Origin of the sequence: Paraburkholderia sediminicola (assembly GCF_046027825.1) — a bacterium.
GTDB lineage: Bacteria > Pseudomonadota > Gammaproteobacteria > Burkholderiales > Burkholderiaceae > Paraburkholderia > Paraburkholderia sediminicola_D.
Genome location: NZ_JAQQDU010000045.1, coordinates 15839 through 34490 on the forward strand (window position 1 = coordinate 15839; position 18652 = coordinate 34490).

Genomic DNA, 18652 nt, shown 5'->3' on the forward strand with positions numbered 1-18652 from the left:
GGGATTATAATGCGCCCCCATGTCGAATGTACCCAAAAGTCCCGCTACGGCGAACGAGAATGTGGCGCCGGCCGCCGATCAGGTGAACGCCGGCGACGCTGCGCGCCGCAATGCACAGGACGCTACCCGCAACACGCCTTCCACCGCGCGCGAATCACGACGTGCCGTAGAAGGCGCGGATGTGTCCGCGCAGAAAAAAAACCAGCCGCAGGGCGCACGCCGTGAAGGGGGCGCGCAGGCGCCGAAAGCCGCCCATGAGGGGCAGAAGCATGCGCCACAGGGAGGCGCTGCGCGCAGCGAGCCGACTTCCGGCGGCGTGGAGAAGCCCGCGCGTCGCGAACCACGCCCGCCACGCCCACAACGCGTCGTCGAACCGAACCCGATTCCGCCGATTACTTTCCCCGAAGCGCTGCCGGTGTCCGGCCGCCGGGAAGAAATTGCGCGGGCCATCGCGCAGAATCAGGTCGTGATCGTGTGCGGCGAGACCGGTTCGGGTAAGACGACCCAGTTGCCGAAAATCTGCCTCGAACTCGGGCGCGGTCTTGGCGCGGGTGGCACCGGCCTGATCGGCCACACGCAACCGCGCCGGATCGCGGCATCGGCGACGGGCCGCCGCATCGCCGAAGAACTCGGCACGCCGTTTGGCGAAGTGGTCGGCTACAAGGTGCGTTTTACCGACAATCTGTCGCCGGGCGCGTCGGTCAAACTCATGACCGACGGTATTCTGCTCGCCGAAACGCAGACCGATCCGCTGCTTAAAGCCTACGACACGCTGATCATCGACGAAGCGCACGAGCGCAGCCTGAACATCGATTTTCTGCTGGGCTATCTGAAGGAAATCCTCGTCAAGCGGCCCGATCTGAAGCTGATCGTGACCTCGGCGACGATCGACGCGGACCGTTTCGCACGCCATTTCGGCCGCGACGACAAGCCCGCGCCGGTGATCGAAGTGAGCGGGCGCCTCTATCCGGTCGAGGTGCGCTATCGGCCGGTCGCGGAGGACAGTCCCGCGGTGAAGGCGGCGGAAGGGTCTTCCTCGTCGTCTTCGCGTGAACGGCTGAAGACGCAGCGCGAAACGGACCGCGATCTGATGGAAGCAATCGTCGATGCGGTCGACGAACTGTGCCGCGAAGGTCCCGGCGACGTGCTGGTGTTCCTGCCCGGCGAGCGCGAGATTCGCGATGCCGCCGAGGCGCTGCGCAAGCACCATCCGCCGCATACGGAAATTCTGCCGCTGTTCGCGCGGCTGTCCGCGGCTGAACAGGAACGCGTGTTCCGCACCTCGAACGCGCGCCGCATCGTGCTCGCGACCAACGTCGCCGAAACCTCGCTGACCGTGCCGGGGATTCGCTACGTGGTCGATACGGGCCTCGCGCGCGTGAAGCGCTACTCGTATCGCAACAAGGTCGAGCAACTGCAGGTCGAGTCGATTTCGCAGGCCGCCGCCAATCAGCGGGCAGGGCGTTGCGGCCGGGTTGCCGATGGCGTGTGTATCCGTCTGTATGAGGAAAGCGACTATCAGGGCCGCGTGCGCTTCACCGATCCGGAGATTTTGCGCTCGTCGCTGGCGTCGGTGATTCTGCGGATGAAATCGCTGCATCTGACGGCGATCGAAACCTTCCCGTTTATCGAGCCGCCGCCGGGCCGCGCCATCGCCGACGGTTATCAACTGTTGAACGAACTGGGCGCCGTCGATGACGACAACCAGCTCACGCCGCTCGGCCGCGAACTCGCGCGCTTGCCGCTGGATCCGCGCGTCGGCCGGATGATTCTCGCCGCGCGCGATCAGCAGGCGTTGAAGGAGGTGTTGATCATCGCGAGCGCTTTGTCGGTGCAAGATCCGCGTGACCGGCCGATTGAAGCGCAGGAGCAAGCCGACCAGGCACATCGCCGGTTCGCCGACGAGCGTTCGGAGTTCCTGCAATGGCTGAAGATCTGGAACTGGTTTGAAGAAGCGATCGCGCACAAGAAATCGAACCGGCAATTGCAGGACGAGTGCCGCAAGAACTTCCTGTCGCAACTGCGCCTGCGCGAATGGCGCGACGTGCATTCGCAACTGCTCACCGTGGTGCGCGAGCACGGCTGGCGTCTGAACGAGGCCGAAGCGACGTTCGAACAGATCCATCTGGCGTTGTTGACTGGCTTGCTCGGCAACATCGGCCTGAAAGCCGACGATGAACCGTATTTCCTCGGCGCGCGCAGCATCAAGTTCTACCTCTGGCCGGGTTCGGCGCTGGTGAAGAAGGCCGGGAAGTGGGTGATGGCCGCGGAACTGGTCGAGACGAGCCGTCTGTACGCACGCTGCATCGCGAAGATCGAGCCGGAATGGATCGAAAAGATCGGCGAGCATCTGCTGAAGAAGTCGTTGTCCGAGCCGCATTGGGAAAAGCGCGCGGCGCAGGTGTCCGCGTTCGAGCGCGCGATGCTTTACGGGCTGCCGATTTATCACCGACGGCGCGTGAGCTTCGGCAAACAGGACCCGGCGCGTGCGCGCGAGCTGTTCATTCGCGGCGCGTTGGTGGAAGGCGAGTTCGATACGAAGCTCGCGTTCTTCGCGCACAACCGCAAGCTGCTCGCCGACATCGAGCAACTCGAACACAAGTCGCGCCGGCAGGACGTGCTGGTCGATGACGAACTGATTTTCGGTTTCTACGATCAGGCCTTGCCGCAAGCTATTTACACCGGCGCGTCGTTCGAGCGCTGGTATCGCGACGAGGTGAAGAAGAGCGGCCAGCCGGAAGACAAGCTACGTCTGCTGTATCTGTCGCGCGATGATCTGATGCGGCACGAAGCCGCTGGTGTCACGACCGATCTGTTCCCGAAGCGGATGACGATGGCGGGCGTCGAGATGGTGCTCACCTATCACTTCGAGCCCGGTTCGCCGCGTGACGGCGTGACGCTCGCGGTGCCGCTCTATGCGCTGAATCAGGTCGACGCGCGACGCTGCGAATGGCTTGTGCCTGGCATGCTGAAGGAGAAGACGCAACTTCTGCTGAAATCGTTACCGCAGAAGCTGCGGCGGCATTGCGTGCCGCTGCCGGAGTTCGCGGCGGGTTTCGTCGAACGGCATAGCGGTCCGCGCTTCGGCGCTGGCGGTTTGCTCGAGTTACTGATCGCCGACGTTCGCGAGCAGACCCAGGTCGCGATGAAGCAATCGGACTTCAAGCTCGAGACGCTGACGCCGCACCTGTTCATGAATTTCAAGGTCGTCGACGAGCATGGCCGGCAGCTCGCGATGGGCCGCAACCTGTCACAACTGCGCGCTGAACTCGGCGGCCAGGCACAGCAGCATTTTCAGAAGATTGCGTCGGGTGCGGCTGGGGTGGCGTTGGCGGATGCGGGCGGCGGTGGGGGCGTGGCCGTTGGCGCGCAAGCGGGCGGAACAGCCGGCGCGGCAAGCGGTGCGGCGTCGCGCGGCAAGGGCTCCCTTGCGTCCGGTCCGCAAACCGCGTCGCAAGATGGCGTGCAAGGTACCGCGCTGTACGAAAAGCTGACGACGTGGAATTTCGGCAAGCTCCCCGAGTTGCTGGAAATTCGCCGTGGCGGCCAGACGTTGTTCGGCTATCCGGCGTTGGTGGATCGCGGCACGCATTGCGACGTCGAGGTATTCGATTCACCCGATGAAGCCGCGCGCATCCATCGCGCGGGGTTGCGGCGATTGTTCGCGTTGCAACTGAAAGAGCCGATCAAGTATCTGGAGAAGAACCTCCCGGGTTTGCGCGAAATGGCGATGCAGTTCATGCCACGCGGCACTCAGGAGGAGTTGCGCGATCAGCTGATCGATACCGCGCTCGACCGCGCCTGCCTGCAAGACCCGCTGCCGGCCGACGACGTCAGTTTCCACACGCGTCGCGACGAAGGCCGTAGCCGTCTGACTTTGTTGGCTCAGGAGATTTCGCGGCTGGTGGGACAGATTCTGGGCGAATATGCGACCGCGACCAAGAAGCTGGCGCAGGCCAAATCTTTCACGGCCGCACATGCGGACATGCAGAACCAGCTCGACGGGCTGATTGGCAAGCGTTTTGTGGTCGATACGCCGTATTCGCAGTTGTCGCACTTCCCACGCTACCTGAAGGGCATTGCGCTGCGTATTGACAAGCTGAAGGCGGACTCCGCGCGCGATGCGCGGCAGTTCGCCGAATTCCAGCCGCTGTTGCAGAACTACCAGCGCGCGCTGGCGCAGCGGGGTGGCGTGCTGGATACGCGGTTGTCGGAATTCCGCTGGCTGCTGGAGGAACTGCGGATTTCGCTGTTCGCGCAGGAATTGCGTACACCGATGCCTGTGTCGGTGAAGCGTCTATACAAGGTGTGGGAGTCGATGCAGCGCTGAGCGGCGCGTGGGGTGGGGCGGGGGCATCGCAGAGGTGCACGCTCCATCTGCGCGACTCGGACTGTGGGCTGCAACGCCTTTGCAGCGCGTATAAAAAAACGCGCGACACCGCTCCTTTTGAGAGTGATATCACGCGCAAAGGGCGCGAGCCCTTTCGGACCCGCACCTGCTCGCTGCCAGTACAGCAACGCTGTTGACTTCGGCGTGACGGGCCCAGATCGAGCCGGTCACGCTTCTTGCCTAAGTTTTACCAGTGCATGCCCGCGCCAACCGACGCGCCAAACTGGCCGCGCGAATCACTCGTGCCTTGCACCTTGTAGACCCACTTGCCGGTCTCCGACAACTGCGACACGCCGATGGCCATGGCCGACTGGCCGCCATACGTGCCACCCGCAATCGCCACCATGCCGTGACCCGGCAAGACCGCTTGCGGCAGGCCGGCAGCCGCCAGCGCTGACGCCGTGCCGCCATACGAATCGCGGCGCGCGGAGCGGATCTGGTCGTCCGTGTAGCTGTTTGCCTGACCAACCGCGCCGCTTACGCTCTGCTGCAACTGATTGACGTTGACCGCGTCCGTACCTTGCACGCCTGCTGCGACGTTGGTGATCTGACGCTCCTGACCTGCTGCGCCGACCGATACCGTATTCGCCCGATCGGCGACTGAACCCTGGCCCAGTGCGACCGAATTGTCGGCGCTAGCATTCGCCGAAGCGCCGAGCGCGGTGGCGTTGTTGCCGCCGGCGACCGAGTTCGCGCCCATGGCGATTGCGTTCGTGCCGGTGGCGTTGGCGTTGGCGCCCACGGCGACCGAATGCGTGCCCGAGGCCTGTGCACCTTCCGTGTCGGTGTTGCCGTCGGCGCTGAAGAACGGCACGTTCGGATTCACGGTGATGTTCTGGACCGCGTTGCCGATTGCCGCGTTCAACTGACCGAGGTTGACAGCGTCGCTGGCGTCCACGCCGTCGGCGACGTTGTGGATGACCGTGCCGCCGCTGGCTGCATCGCCAAGCGTGACGCTGTTCTTGTTGACGCTGCCGTCGGCGTTGGTGTCGTACATGACGGCGCCGTCGAGCTTGGCGGCGGTGGCTGCGCCCTGGCTGGCGACCGCGTTCAACTGGTCGACGTTGACGGCGTCGGTGCCTTGCACGCCAGCGGCGACGTTGGTGATCTGGCGTTCCGCTCCGGCTGAGCCGACCGATACGGTGTTTTCGCGATCGGCGATGGAGCCTTGGCCGAGTGCCACGGAACCGGAGGCGCTGGCGATGGCGAGGTTGCCGATCGCCGTGGCGCTTTGGGCGACGGCTTGTGCGCCTGCGCCGATGGCGGTAGCGCCGGTGTAACCCGGATCGGTCAAGGAGAGCGGATCGTAGCCGGCAACGGAATTGGCACCGATGGCGACTGAATCGTCGCCGTTTGCCGTCGCTTTGATACCGACTGCGACGCTATTCGCGCGGCTGGCCAATGACGACGTGCCAGCTGCGACAGCGCCTGACTGGGCCGCGTTTGCGTTGCGATCTGTACCCGGAGTGAGCGCTTTGGCGTCAAAATATTCATCAGCACCCGCCGCATAAGCCGCCGACGCCGTGCCCATCAGCGCTGCCCCTGCCAGCATCGCCTGCGCAATCACCAACTTCGTTGCCGAGCCCCGCTTCGTCTTCGCCCGAGCCGTTTCCGACGTAGCGACCCACGTGCCCGTCGCTTCACACCAAACCGATTTGTAAATCTTGTTCATTATTTCAGAAACTCCGCGGTATTACATGCGTGGCAAGCGCGCGAAAGCACGGTGATTCGGATAAGGCGTCATCGCCCTAATGTGTCGCGCACAAAATAATGACATATAGGCCGCGGTGTGTCCGTGTCGTCCGTTTTCTGTCCTGCTGATTTTTCGCGCGTCCGAATCGCCGGTGTCACGCGCTTAAATCCACAGGATTAAGTGCATGGGCGATGATCGGCGGGATTGTCAGTCCTGGTGGGGAGGAGGCGGAATAAGCAAATTCTTAATTCGTTGAAAATAAATATTTTACGTAATTAATTTTCAGTAAGTGTTTTTTAAGTGTATTTAAATAAAGAATGATCTTGTTTTGTCTTATGTTCCGGGTGACAATATAATGATGTAATAAATCGTGCTGTTGTGGGGAATAATGAACTGATTCAAGTTTTCCTACATGAAGCCGGCATTGCACCGTTAATAAGCTGGAACCTCCTGACAGAAGTCGCGCAGATCGCCGCCGCGCTTCCTCAGTTTCCTTTTGTCGCACCCGCATCCACGTCAACCGCGGGTCATAGCAAACGTTCTACAATGCCGGTTGTTCTCCGAAGTGAGTTTTCATGCGTAAATTTCTTCTTCCCGGCTGGACCGCCACGTTCGCCGCAAGTGCAGCGCTGGTCACCGCCGCAGGTTTTTTTTCTCCGGCGGCCCACGCCAATAATGTGATCGTGCTCAATTCCGGCGAAGCTACGCTTAGCCTGATTGACGAGACCACCCACCAGGTCGTCGGCACGGTGCCGACAGGTAAGGAACCGCACCACCTGATGGCCACGCCGGACAACTCGTCGCTGATCGTCGCCAACTCGGTGTCGAACAACCTGATGTTCGTCGATCCGAAGACGGGTCAGGTTCAGCGCTGGGTCGAGAACATCGAGGACCCGTACCAGATCGGTTTTTCGCCCGACCGCAAGTGGCTCGTCACCACCGGGCTTCGCCTGGACCGCCTCGACATCTATCATTACGACAGCCAGAAGAACCAGATGACGCTGGCCTCGCGACTGCCGCTCGCAGTGATGCCGAGCCACATGGCGTTCACCAATGACAGCAAGACAGTTTTCGTCACGCTGCAGGTTTCGGGCGAACTGGCCGCGATCGATCTGGCCACGCAAACCGTTAAGTGGAAGATGAAGGTCGGCAAGGTGCCGGCCGGCCTGTGGATGACGCCGGGCGAGAAGTACCTGCTGATCGGCATGACCGGGGCGGATTACGTCGCGGTGGTCGACTGGCGCAACCAGAAAATCGTCAAGACGATCCAGACAGGCAAGGGCGCGCACAACTTCCGCTCGCTGGCTGATGGCAAGCACGTGGCGGTATCGAACCGCGTCGCGAGCACAATCAGCATCATCGACGAAGACACGCTCACCAATGTCGGCGATATCACCGGTTTGATGCCGGGGCCGGACGACATGGAACTGTCCGCCGACAAGCGCTATCTGTGGGTGACTTTCCGCTTCGCGAAGCACGTCGGCATCATCGACCTGAACACGCGTAAGCTGATCCAGACGATTGCCGTCGGCCGTTCGCCGCACGGTATCTATTTCTTCAATCGCGCGCCGGTCACGGCGTCGAACGGCGCTTGAAGCTGTCATGAGCAAACCGTCAGGCATGAAGTAACCGGGCAGCACCATGTTCCATCTGATTTTTTCTTCCCTCGACAGCTTCGTCTCAGCCGTGCAGACGCTGCTGTACGTCGACGTGGTGCAGCCTTTGCTGTTCCGCTTCGATCTGATGGGCTACGACGAAGATACCTACGACGCGCTGTATTGGGTGATTGTGGGCGTCTTCGAGGTGCTGGCGATGTACGCGATCCTGCGCCCGCTCGAGGCGCTCCGTCCGGTGGAGCAGTGGGAAAACCGCAAGGCGGTTCGGGTCGACGTGATTTACACGTGGATCGCCAAGCTCGGCATCCTCAACCTGTTCTTCTTTTTCGCGCTCCAGCCGTTCTTCGACAACGTGCAGGCCTGGCTGCGGCTGCACAACATCTCGAATATCGATTTCGACAATCTGTGGCCGGGCGTCACCACGCAGCCGCTCGTCACGTTCGTGATGTATCTGCTGGTACTCGATTTTGCCGGGTACTGGTACCACCGCTGGGAACATCGGATTGGCGTGTGGTGGGAATTGCACGCCGTGCATCACAGCCAGCAACAGATGTCGCTGTGGTCCGACGATCGTAACCATCTGCTCGACGATTTGCTGCAAGCGTCGTTCTTCGCGGTGATCGCGCTGGTGATCGGCGTACCGCCGTCGCAATTCGTCGTGCTGGTGGCGATCACGAACCTGGCGCAGAGCGTGCAGCACGCGAACATCCGGCTGTACTTCGGCTGGCTCGGCGAGCGGCTGCTGGTCAGTCCGACTTTCCATCGCCGTCACCATGCGATCGGCTATGGCCACGAAGGCCTGAAGTACGGTTGCAATTTCGGCGTGCTGTTCCCGTGGTGGGACATGCTGTTCGGCAGCGTGTCGTGGAGCCGCGAAATGGAGCCGACCGGCATCCGCGACCAACTCGAAGGCCGGCGCTACGGTGACGGTTTCTGGGCGCAGCACTGGCTCGCCTTCGTGCGCATCGCCGGGCGGCTAACGCCTAAGCGTCGCACCGAAGGCAGCGACGCCGCCTCAGTTTGAGCATTCTTCTTCCCACGCCGTCGGTTTTCCCGGCGGCGCGTCACGTGGTTTATCCTGTTCACGTTTGCGTGTGCGACCCGGGCCTCGCGGCCTGGGTGTCGCGCTTTTCTCCTTTTTCCATCGTTTCGTTCACCGGCACTGGCTCGCATGAATGATCTGTTGCGCTCGTTTGGGCGCGCGCTCGCAAGCGCGCTCCACCCGCGCATGCTCTGGCTGACCTTCCTGCCGTTTCTGGCGGCAACGGTCGGGTGGGGCGTGATCCTGTGGTTTTCCTGGCAGACGCTGATTGGCACGACCCGCACGTGGCTCGAAAGCTGGTCGTTCACGGTCACGCTTTATCGTCTGTTCGACTGGCTCGGTTTTTCGGCGCTGCACGCGGCGATCGCGCCGTTCATTGTGATCGCGATGGCGATTCCGTTGATCGTCGTCACGGTGTTGCTGTTAATCGCCACCTTGTCGATGCCGGCAGTGATCCGCTTTCTCTCTGCACGGCAGTTTGCCAGCCTTGAAATGCGCCGGGGCGGAACGTGGTACGGTAGCCTCGGTCAGGCGTTGTGGACCACGCTGGTCTGTCTCGTGCTGCTGATCGTCACGTTGCCGCTCTGGCTGGTGCCGCCGTTTTTTGCGCTGATTCCGCCGCTCCTGTGGGGCTGGCTGACGTATCGCGTAATGAGTTACGACGCACTCGCGCTGCATGCCACGCGTGACGAGCGGCGCGCGCTGGTGAAGCGCTTCCGGTTGCCGCTGTTGTTGATCGGCATCGCCAGCGGACTGTTGGGGTCGCTGCCGACGCTGCTGTGGGCGTCGTCGGTGTGGCTGATCGTGCTGTTCCCGGTGATCACCGCGGTGACGATCTGGATCTACGCGTTCATCCTTGTGTTTTCGGCGCTGTGGTTCGGCTATTACTGTTTGCGCGCGCTGCAGCGCATGCGTGCGGAAGAGCACGGCCCGCGGAACGCGGCGCCGGTTCCCTACTGATATTACTGACTAGGCAAAAGAGGCGGCAATGGCATTTGGCGTCATCATCATCGGCGACGAAATCCTGTCGGGCAGGCGTATCGACAAACATCTGCCGAAGGTCATCGAGTTGCTGGGCGCGCGCGGGCTGTCGCTCGGCTGGGCGGAATACATCGGCGACGAGCCGGAGCGCATCACGGCAGCGCTGCGACGCACGTTCGCGTCGGGCGACATCGTGTTTTCCACGGGTGGCATTGGCGCCACGCCGGACGATCACACCCGCCAGTGCGCGGCAGCGGCGCTCGGCGTGCCGCTCGAGTTGCATCCGGAGGCTGCGAAGCTGATTCAGGAGCGCATTCGCGATATGTATCCGGCGAACGCGGCTACGCCGCTCGATCTGAATTCGCCTGAGAACCGGCATCGCCTGAATATGGGCACGTATCCGCAGGGTGCATCGATCATTCCAAACGGCTACAACAAGATCCCGGGCTTCTCGATCAGACATCACCACTTTGTGCCGGGCTTCCCGGTGATGGCGTGGCCGATGATCGAGTGGGTGCTTGATACCCAGTATGCACATCTGCATCATGCAACGCCGCACGCGGAGAAGTCATTGCTGGTCTTCGAGCTGCCGGAATCGCGCGTGACGCCATTGATGGAAAAGATCGAACACGATTTTCCGGGCGTACGGGTGTTCAGCCTGCCGAGCGTCGGCGATGCGGAGCGCGGCGGCGTGTATGCGCGGCATCACATCGATCTGGGTGTGAAGGGCGAACCGGAAGCGGTGGCGGCGGCCTTCGTGAAGCTGCGCGAAGGGGTGCACCTGCTGGGCGGCGATATCGTCGAGCCGGAGGCGGCTGCGGCTAAACCGCGCGCTTAAGCGATGATTGAGCCGTGATTGAGCGGCCATTGAGCTCTGGTCGAGCCGGGGTTTCGTCGCCGCATACGCCAGTCTTTGTTCGGGCGCGCTTGCGCCCGTGTCTGACCTAAAAGTTAAGAGTCAACGCATCATCGGCCTGTCACATGCAGCGCCGACGATGCATTTAATCGACCCGTCTAACCTGCGGAGGGACATCGCGTGTCCACTCGCGTCGGCTTGCACGCGCTGCTGGCGAACGCGATTCGTTGTACCGCGCCGCGGGCGTTACGCGCACGCAGGTGCCGCTGAAGCGGCCAGCAGCAACTGAGCAACTGAGCAACTGAGCAACTGAGCAACTGAGCAACTGAGCAACTGAGCGGGCAACCGCTCAGGCAGGTAAGCCGCCAGCAATCAGGCGCCGATCCAAGGCAACCCGCGAAAGCACCAGCCCGACACCGTCTTCCGATGCCCTTGGCCGTCCTTATCGCCTTCGAAGCCTTCCAGCAGGTCGTACGCCTTGGGGTAGCCCGCCTGGGTGGCGGCGATCGCGGCGAGTTTCGAGCGCGCGGCGCTGCGGCACAAAAACAGCACCGGCGTATCGGGCGAGGCAGCCTGGCTCAGTTGCTGAAGGAATTCCTGGTTCGGCACGGCGCCCGGATAGCGCGTCCATTCCACATGCACGTATTGCCCGTCGCCGATAACCGGGCGGCCGACCCAATCGAGTTCGGCGCGGGTGCGCACGTCGACGAGACGCGTGCGCGGATCGAGTTGCAGCAGTTCGAACGCCTCGGCGGGCGATATTGCGCCTGCATAGGGCAACTGGTTCTCGGTGCGGCGCTTGTCCGCCTGGGCGTACAACTGTTCGAGCGTGCTCATGAGCGCAAACCTCTTTCGGACCAAATGATCATTCTAGCGCGCTGCGTGCAGTGCGCATGCGGGTCAGAGGCGGTGCCCGGTCCACACGAAGTAAAGGGAGGGACGCTCAATAGTGGTGCATATTTCCATAAATGCACCAAAATAGAGATGTCTCCCGTTACCTATTTTGCGGATGCACTAACTCGGTGCGTTATGCGGCGCAAAGATTTCGGGGCTGCATGCTGTTCGGTGCGCTCATTCCCTGCAAACGCGCGCGCAGTGTGGTTTTGCGCCGGGTTGGCGCATACATGGCACAGAAGCTGCTTTATTGGTGCCGATCGATTTGTTCCAGCAGGTCTTTATGTTCACCCTCAACGATCCAGGGGTGGACGTGCCGGAGCGGGTCAGCTAGATTGGGCGGCGGCTGAATCCGCCGAATTCGTTAATCAGGAGATAGGTTATGAGTAAATCCGTGGCCGACGTCGTTCAACTCGTCAAAGACGAAGACGTCAAGTTTGTCGACTTCCGTTTCACCGACACGCGCGGCAAAGAGCAACACGTTTCGGTGCCGGTGTCGGCATTCGATGAAGACAAGTTCGAAAGCGGCCATGCGTTTGACGGTTCGTCGATTGCCGGCTGGAAGGGTATTGAAGCTTCGGACATGTTGCTGATTCCGGACGCGAACACCGCCTTCATCGACCCGTTCTACGAAGAGTCGACCCTCGTCTTGACTTGCGACGTCGTCGAACCGGCTGACGGCAAGGGCTACGAGCGCGACCCGCGTTCGCTCGCCAAGCGCGCTGAAGCGTACCTGAAGAGCACGGGCCTCGGCGACACGGCCTTCTTCGGTCCGGAACCGGAATTCTTCATTTTCGACTCGATCAAGTGGGGCACGGACCAGTCGGGTACGTTCGTCAAGATCGGTTCGGAAGAAGCACCGTGGTCGTCGTCGATGGACTTCGAAGGCGGCAACACCGGTCACCGTCCGGGCACGAAGGGCGGCTACTTCCCGGTCGCTCCGGTCGACACGTTCCAGGACATCCGTTCGGAAATGTGTCTGTTGCTCGAACAGATCGGCATCCCGGTCGAAGTGCATCACCACGAAGTCGCGGGCCAGGGCCAGAACGAAATCGGCACGAAGTTCTCGACGCTGGTGCAACGCGCCGACTGGCTGCAGCAGATGAAGTACATCATTCACAACGTCGCGCACACGTACGGCAAGACGGCAACGTTCATGCCGAAGCCGGTGGTTGGCGATAACGGTTCGGGCATGCACGTTCACCAGTCGATCTGGAAAGACGGCACGAACCTGTTCGCAGGCAACGGTTACGCAGGTCTGTCGGAATTCGCGCTGTTCTACATCGGCGGCATCATCAAGCATGCTCGCGCGCTGAACGCGATCACGAACCCGTCGACGAACTCGTACAAGCGCCTCGTGCCGCACTTCGAAGCACCGGTGAAGCTGGCTTACTCGGCTCGCAACCGTTCGGCGTCGATCCGCATTCCGCACGTGTCGAACCCGAAGGGCCGCCGTATCGAAACGCGTTTCCCGGATCCGATGGCGAATCCGTACCTGTGCTTCTCCGCGCTGATGATGGCGGGTCTGGACGGCGTGCAGAACAAGATTCACCCGGGCGAAGCTGCCGACAAGAACCTGTACGACCTGCCGCCGGAAGAGGATGCAAAGATCCCGACCGTGTGTGCCGGCCTCGACCAGGCGCTGGACGCACTCGATGCAGACCGCGAGTTCCTGACGCGCGGTGGCGTGTTCACGGATTCGATGCTCGACGCGTACATCGAACTGAAGACGGGCGAGCTGCAACGCTATCGTCAGTCGGTGCACCCGATCGAATTCGAAATGTACTACTCGCTGTAAGCGGCAATGGCGCTTCGCCCTTCAAACGGCGAAGCGCTTTGCCCGACGCTCGCGATCGGTCACGAAGGGACGGCGGCGCCGTCCCTTTTTTGTTAGACGCGAATGTGTCCACTCGCAACGTGTTGTGCGGTGTGGGGGGCAAAGAAGCAGGACAGTAAGTTGAGTAAGTTGGACCATAAGCGGTACACCTGATTTATCACCATCTCCTATCGGCCAGACTGCAAGATGGTTCTGAAGAATCTGATGAAGGCAAGGAAAGGGCACGAGCAGACGCTCTCGGACAACGCTCAGCTCGTGAGTTCCGGCTTGCTGCCGGGCTTCGAGGCATTGCCGACGGTCGTGCTGGTGCTCGACAAGCGCACGCTGCGTGTGGTGTTTGCGAACCCGTCGGCTGAATCGATGCTTGAGCTGTCGCGCAAGCAACTGACGCAGATGGCCTGGCAGGACATCTTCTCGAATGCCGATGAACTGGTTGCGACCATCTCCGCGATCGCTGCCCACCGTTTTCACGCGACACATCTGGACGCCGTACTCGAGCGACCGGGCCACGAGCCGCTGCATGTGCATGCGATCGTCGGTTTTCTGGAGAGCGTGCCGGACTATGTGCTGCTCGAACTGTTCGAGAACGAGCGGCATTTGCGCTCTGACCGTGAGGAGCGCATCAACGACCTCACGGCCGTCAACAAACAACTGATCCGTAATCTCGCGCACGAGATCAAGAACCCGCTCGGCGGGATTCGCGGCGCGGCGCAACTGCTCGAGTTCGAACTCGGCGAGCGTCAGCGTGACGAGTTGCGCGAGTACACGCAGGTCATCATCAAGGAATCGGACCGGCTGCAAACGCTGGTCGATCGCTTGCTGGAGCCGCACCGTCATCCGCATATCGTCGGCGACGTGAATATTCACGAGGTGTGCGAGCGCGTGCGTCAGGTGATTCTCGCGGAGTTTCCGCGCGGACTCACGATCGAGCGCGATTACGACGTGAGCGTGCCGGACCTCCGCGGCGACAAGGAGCAACTGATCCAGGCGCTGCTGAACATCGTGCGTAATGCTGCGGAAGCACTGCGTGAACGTATCTCGCAAGGCGACGCGCGCATCGAATTGCGTACTCGCATTGCGCGCAAGATCACTGTGTCGAAACGCTTATGTAAGCTGGCACTGGACTTGCATATCACTGACAACGGCCCAGGCATTCCCGAGGAAATCCGTGACCGCATTTTCTATCCGCTCGTGTCGGGGCGCGAGGACGGCAGCGGTCTCGGTTTGACGCTCGCGCAGACCTTCGTGCAACAACACGACGGACTGATCGAGGTGGACAGCCGGCCGGGCCACACCGAGTTTCAGATTCTGCTGCCGCTCGACTGCTAACACCACAAGCTTATCAAGACTTCTGACCGACCTATATGAAGCCGATCTGGATAGTAGACGACGATCAATCGATTCGCTGGGTGCTCGAAAAAGCGCTCGCTCGCGAAAACTTCGCGACACGCAGCTTCGCGAACGTGCGCGAGGCTTCCGCGGCGCTCGATCATGACAGCCCGCAGGTGCTGGTGTCCGACATCCGGATGCCTGGCGGCTCCGGCCTCGAATTGCTGCAAACCGTCCGTGACAAAGTGCCGGGCTTGCCCGTCATCATCATGACGGCGTTCTCGGACCTGGACAGCGCGGTCGCCGCATTCCAGGGCGGCGCGTTCGAATACCTCGCCAAACCGTTCGACGTCGACAAGGCGGTCGAGTTGATCCGCCGCGCGGTGGACGAGAGCATGCGCGGCGAACAGACGTGGGACGACCGCGTCGCCGAAGCGCCGGAAATGCTCGGTCAGGCGCCGGCGATGCAGGACATGTTTCGCGCGATCGGCAGGCTGTCGCATTCTTCGGCCACCGTGCTCATTACCGGCGAATCAGGCACCGGTAAGGAACTGGTTGCGCGCGCCTTGCACCGACATAGCCCACGCGCGAACGGTCCCTTCATCGCGCTGAACACGGCGGCGATTCCGAAGGATCTGCTGGAATCCGAACTGTTCGGTCACGAGCGCGGTGCGTTCACCGGCGCGCAGGCCATGCGTCAGGGGCGCTTCGAGCAGGCTGAGAACGGCACGCTGTTTCTCGATGAAATCGGCGACATGCCGTTCGATTTGCAGACACGTCTGTTGCGTGTGCTCTCAGACGGGCAGTTCTATCGCGTCGGCGGGCACAATCCGTTGCGCGCCAACGTGCGCGTGATCGCGGCGACGCACCAGAACCTCGAATCGCGCGTGCGTCAGGGCCTGTTCCGCGAGGACTTGTATCACCGGCTCAATGTGATCCGCTTGCGCCTGCCGGCCTTGCGCGAGCGCAGCGAAGACATTCCGCTGCTCACGCGCCACTTCCTGCAAAAGAGTGCGCGCGATCTGGGTGTGGAGTCGAAACGCGTGTCCGAAGATGCACTCGCGTATCTGGCCTCGCTGCCGTTTCCAGGCAATGTGCGCCAACTGGAGAATCTTGCCAACTGGCTGACGGTGATGGCGCCGGCGCAGACCATCGAGATCAAGGACTTGCCGCCCGATCTGGGTCCCGCGCAAGCCGGCGTGACTGATCTCGCGGGCGGTGGCAGTGGCGTGATCGGCACGGGTGACGGAGGCCTCGCCAGTGGTGCGCCGATCAACGGCGCTAGCGCGGCCCCGCATCCGGGTACCGTTGCCGGCCTGCCGGTCGCGTCGACCGTCAGCGCCTGGGAGGGTGGCTTGCGCACTGAAGTCGCGCGGATGCTGCGCGAGAATGCAGCCGACGTCATGGATGAACTCGCGCGCCGTTTCGAAGCGGCGGTGATTCGCGAGGCGCTGGATTTCACGCGAGGACGCAAGGTGGAGGCGGCGGAGCGCCTCGGCATTGGCCGCAATACGATTACGCGCAAGATTCAGGAACTCAACCTCGAGCCCTGAACGTTACAGGGTCTGCCGGGGCGGCTTGCCAGCCGCCCCGGCAGTTGTCGTTTGGGACACCCATCAGGCTGCCCCGCCAGAGTTGTCGCGTGGAGCACTTATTAGGCCGGTCGTCAGGCCGCGTCCTGGACAGCCCCATAAACCGCCCCGTCGGCTGCGCCTTCACCGGCACGTTCAGCCACTCCGGCACGGCGCATCAACGGCCCTCGGGCTCCCGCAAGGCATAATCAACGCTGTTTTCATTCGACAGCTGACGATGCCCGCTTCTCCCGCTCCTTTCTCCTGGCCGCTTTCCCCCGATCCCTTTCTGTCGCTCGAAGCGCTAGACGACCCTGACGCGCTTGCGTGGGTCGAAGGGCAGAACGCCCGCACGCGCGCCGCATGGTGCAGCAACGCGGCATTCGAGTCGCTCAAACAGCGGCTTGCCGACGCTTATCTGCCGCGCGAGCGTCCGGTCATCCCCGATCGCTGGAAGGACTGGGCCTACGATCTGTGGCAGGACGAACGCAATCCCAAAGGCATCTGGCGGCGTACGACGTGGGCGGCCTGGCGCAGTGGTGCGCCCGTCTGGCAAAACCTGCTCGATTTCGACGCGCTCGGTGCGGCCGAAGGCACGCCATGGGTCTGTGTCGAACTCGACATTCTTTATCCGGACGGCGACCGCGCGCTGATCACGCTGTCGCCGGGCGGCTCGGACGCGCTGGTGGTACGCGAGTTCGATATCGACGCGCAACGGTTCGTTGACGATGGTTTTGTGATCGCGAAGGCCGGCAAGCACACGGCTTCGTGGATCGACCGGGATACGCTCTATGTCGGCTGGGACAACGGCCGCAAGACGCTGACGCGCTCCGGCTATCCGCGCGAAGTGCGGCGCTGGACGCGGGGCAGTGCGCTGGCCGACGCGCCGGTGGTCTTCAAAGGCGCGTTCGGCGACATCGGCGTGGAGGCCCACTACGATCCGATCGAGCAGCGCCACACCGTGGTGAGCAGCGTCGATTTCTTCGATTCGCATACGTACTACCTCGATGGCGCCAAGGGCACTGCGGAAGGTGCGAATGCAGCCGAGGTGGCCAGTGCTGCTAATGGTGCCAACGGTGCCATTGGTGCCGCTGCCTGGCGGCAGTTCGACGTGCCGTCGCACGTCGCGGTCGGCGGCTGGCAGGGCTGGCTGCTGCTCGAGCCGCGCCTCGATTGGGACTGCAATGGTGTGCGCTATCCGGGCGGCGCGTTGCTGGCGGTTCGCGAAGACGCGTTCTTGCGTGGCGAGCGTGACGTGGTGCCGCTTTTCACGCCGACGTCGCAAACCTCCGCCTGCGAGTGGACACACACGCGCAATCATCTGATCGTGTCGTACCTGGACGATGTGCAGAGCAAGACCTCGCTGTGGATCCCGTCGCAAGCGGCCGATCAGACCTGGCATTGGCATCAACGCGTCTTTCCGTCGCGCGACGGTGTGCAGGCCGACGTCTCACCCGTCGAGCCGACGTTGAACGACGAAGTGTTTGTCGACACCGACGATTATTTGCAGCCGCCTGCATACTGGCTCACCGATCTTGCCCACGACGACCTGACCCATTGGGAGTTGCTCGATCGCTGGCCGACTCAGTTCGATGCGACGCCGTTCGCAGTGACGCATGGGCACGCGGTGTCCGCGGACGGCACGCGGGTACCATACGCGGTGATCGGACCTCGGGTGGCACAAAACGCTGTGCAAGGTCAGAAGGCGCAACCGACGCGAGAGCAAACCAATGAGCAAGCGCGCCCATGCCTGCTCAACGGTTATGGCGGCTTTGCAATTCCGTTGCTGCCGAGTTATCTCACCGGACAGGGCATCGGCTGGCTGGAGCGAGGTGGCGTGTACGTAGTCGCGCATATTCGCGGCGGCGGCGAGTTCGGCACGCAGTGGCATACGGCGGCGCAGGGCGAGCATCGGCAGCGCGCGTTCGACGATTTCATCGCGGTGGCGGAAGCACTCATCAGCACGGGCGTGACCAGCGCAGCGCAACTCGGCATTCAGGGCGGCAGTAATGGCGGCCTGCTGGTCGCGGCGTGCATGGTGCAGCGGCCCGAGCTGTTTGGCGCCGTGGTCTGCGAGGTGCCGCTGCTCGACATGAGCCGCTATCACCTGCTGCACGCGGGCGCGTCATGGATCGATGAATACGGCGATCCGGACGAACCCGACGAAGCACGCGTGCTGGCGGCTTACTCGCCGTATCACCGCGTCAGTGGAGACGTGGCCTATCCGCCCGTGCTGTTCACAACGTCGACAGCCGACGACCGTGTGCACCCCGGACACGCGCGCAAGATGGCCGCGCGGATGCAGGCGCTGGGTGCGGAAAGGGTCTGGTATCGGGAGAACACGGAAGGGGGCCACGGCGGCTCCGATGAGCTGGAGCAGGCCGGGCATGACGCGATGGTGTTCGAGTTCTTGTCGCGCTGCCTGAGTGGGCCGGCGTAGGCC

Annotated in this window: 11 protein-coding genes; 9 read left to right on the plus strand and 2 right to left on the minus strand. The window is 62.3% G+C overall.

The genetic code is table 11. From position 1 onward, the window contains the following. Positions 1-19 precede the first annotated feature (19 nt). A complete protein-coding gene (hrpA, locus tag PQQ96_RS23405) occupies positions 20-4330 on the plus strand; it encodes an ATP-dependent RNA helicase HrpA (protein WP_408297096.1) in 4311 nt (1436 codons plus the stop codon). Between the two features lie 247 nt (positions 4331-4577). Here the strand turns inward: hrpA and PQQ96_RS23410 are convergent, their stop codons facing one another. Beyond that, positions 4578-6062, minus strand: a complete 1485-nt coding sequence (locus PQQ96_RS23410; RefSeq protein ID WP_408297098.1) for a YadA-like family protein — start codon at positions 6060-6062, stop codon at positions 4578-4580. Positions 6063-6658: 596 nt separating this feature from the next. On the opposite strand from PQQ96_RS23410, the gene PQQ96_RS23415 reads away from it, so the two are divergent. The 4 genes from PQQ96_RS23415 (at position 6659) to PQQ96_RS23430 (ending at position 10560) form a co-directional block, all read left to right on the plus strand. Next, positions 6659-7678: a YVTN family beta-propeller repeat protein gene (locus PQQ96_RS23415; RefSeq protein WP_408297100.1), complete on the plus strand. Its 1020-nt coding sequence runs from the start codon at positions 6659-6661 to the stop codon at positions 7676-7678. Positions 7679-7724: 46 nt separating this feature from the next. Next, positions 7725-8723 (plus strand): sterol desaturase family protein, encoded by a 999-nt coding sequence (locus PQQ96_RS23420; protein WP_408297102.1) that lies wholly within the window; start codon positions 7725-7727, stop codon positions 8721-8723. 147 nt (positions 8724-8870) lie between these two features. Continuing rightward, positions 8871-9701 (plus strand): EI24 domain-containing protein, encoded by an 831-nt coding sequence (locus PQQ96_RS23425; protein ID WP_408297104.1) that lies wholly within the window; start codon positions 8871-8873, stop codon positions 9699-9701. Positions 9702-9729: 28 nt separating this feature from the next. Continuing rightward, positions 9730-10560, plus strand: coding sequence for a competence/damage-inducible protein A (locus PQQ96_RS23430; RefSeq protein WP_408297106.1), 831 nt, complete (start codon positions 9730-9732; stop codon positions 10558-10560). A gap of 390 nt (positions 10561-10950) precedes the next feature. Here the strand turns inward: PQQ96_RS23430 and PQQ96_RS23435 are convergent, their stop codons facing one another. Beyond that, the gene (locus PQQ96_RS23435; RefSeq protein WP_408297108.1) at positions 10951-11415 is read right to left on the minus strand and encodes a rhodanese-like domain-containing protein; all 465 of its coding nucleotides are present in this window, start codon (positions 11413-11415) and stop codon (positions 10951-10953) included. A 439-nt stretch (positions 11416-11854) separates the two neighbouring features. On the opposite strand from PQQ96_RS23435, the gene glnA reads away from it, so the two are divergent. The 4 genes from glnA to PQQ96_RS23455 all read left to right on the plus strand — a co-directional run bounded on the left by glnA (position 11855) and on the right by PQQ96_RS23455 (position 18649). Next, a complete protein-coding gene (gene glnA, locus PQQ96_RS23440) occupies positions 11855-13270 on the plus strand; it encodes a type I glutamate--ammonia ligase (protein WP_105506871.1) in 1416 nt (471 codons plus the stop codon). Positions 13271-13495: 225 nt separating this feature from the next. Then, positions 13496-14638 (plus strand): nitrogen regulation protein NR(II), encoded by a 1143-nt coding sequence (gene glnL / locus PQQ96_RS23445; RefSeq protein ID WP_408297111.1) that lies wholly within the window; start codon positions 13496-13498, stop codon positions 14636-14638. Positions 14639-14673: 35 nt separating this feature from the next. Beyond that, positions 14674-16191: a nitrogen regulation protein NR(I) gene (ntrC, locus tag PQQ96_RS23450; RefSeq protein WP_408297113.1), complete on the plus strand. Its 1518-nt coding sequence runs from the start codon at positions 14674-14676 to the stop codon at positions 16189-16191. Positions 16192-16447: 256 nt separating this feature from the next. Next, the gene (locus PQQ96_RS23455; RefSeq protein ID WP_408297115.1) at positions 16448-18649 is read left to right on the plus strand and encodes a prolyl oligopeptidase family serine peptidase; all 2202 of its coding nucleotides are present in this window, start codon (positions 16448-16450) and stop codon (positions 18647-18649) included. The last annotated feature ends 3 nt before the right edge of the window (positions 18650-18652 follow it).

Coding starts and splice junctions, on each gene's coding strand:
- PQQ96_RS23455 (WP_408297115.1), top strand. CDS start 16,448: ATGCCCGCTTCTCCCGCTCCTTTCTCCTGGCCGCTTTCCCCCGATCCC.
- ntrC (WP_408297113.1), top strand. CDS start 14,674: ATGAAGCCGATCTGGATAGTAGACGACGATCAATCGATTCGCTGGGTG.
- PQQ96_RS23425 (WP_408297104.1), top strand. CDS start 8,871: ATGAATGATCTGTTGCGCTCGTTTGGGCGCGCGCTCGCAAGCGCGCTC.
- PQQ96_RS23430 (WP_408297106.1), top strand. CDS start 9,730: ATGGCATTTGGCGTCATCATCATCGGCGACGAAATCCTGTCGGGCAGG.
- PQQ96_RS23415 (WP_408297100.1), top strand. CDS start 6,659: ATGCGTAAATTTCTTCTTCCCGGCTGGACCGCCACGTTCGCCGCAAGT.
- PQQ96_RS23420 (WP_408297102.1), top strand. CDS start 7,725: ATGTTCCATCTGATTTTTTCTTCCCTCGACAGCTTCGTCTCAGCCGTG.
- hrpA (WP_408297096.1), top strand. CDS start 20: ATGTCGAATGTACCCAAAAGTCCCGCTACGGCGAACGAGAATGTGGCG.
- glnA (WP_105506871.1), top strand. CDS start 11,855: ATGAGTAAATCCGTGGCCGACGTCGTTCAACTCGTCAAAGACGAAGAC.
- glnL (WP_408297111.1), top strand. CDS start 13,496: ATGGTTCTGAAGAATCTGATGAAGGCAAGGAAAGGGCACGAGCAGACG.
- PQQ96_RS23410 (WP_408297098.1), bottom strand. CDS start 6,062: ATGAACAAGATTTACAAATCGGTTTGGTGTGAAGCGACGGGCACGTGG.
- PQQ96_RS23435 (WP_408297108.1), bottom strand. CDS start 11,415: ATGAGCACGCTCGAACAGTTGTACGCCCAGGCGGACAAGCGCCGCACC.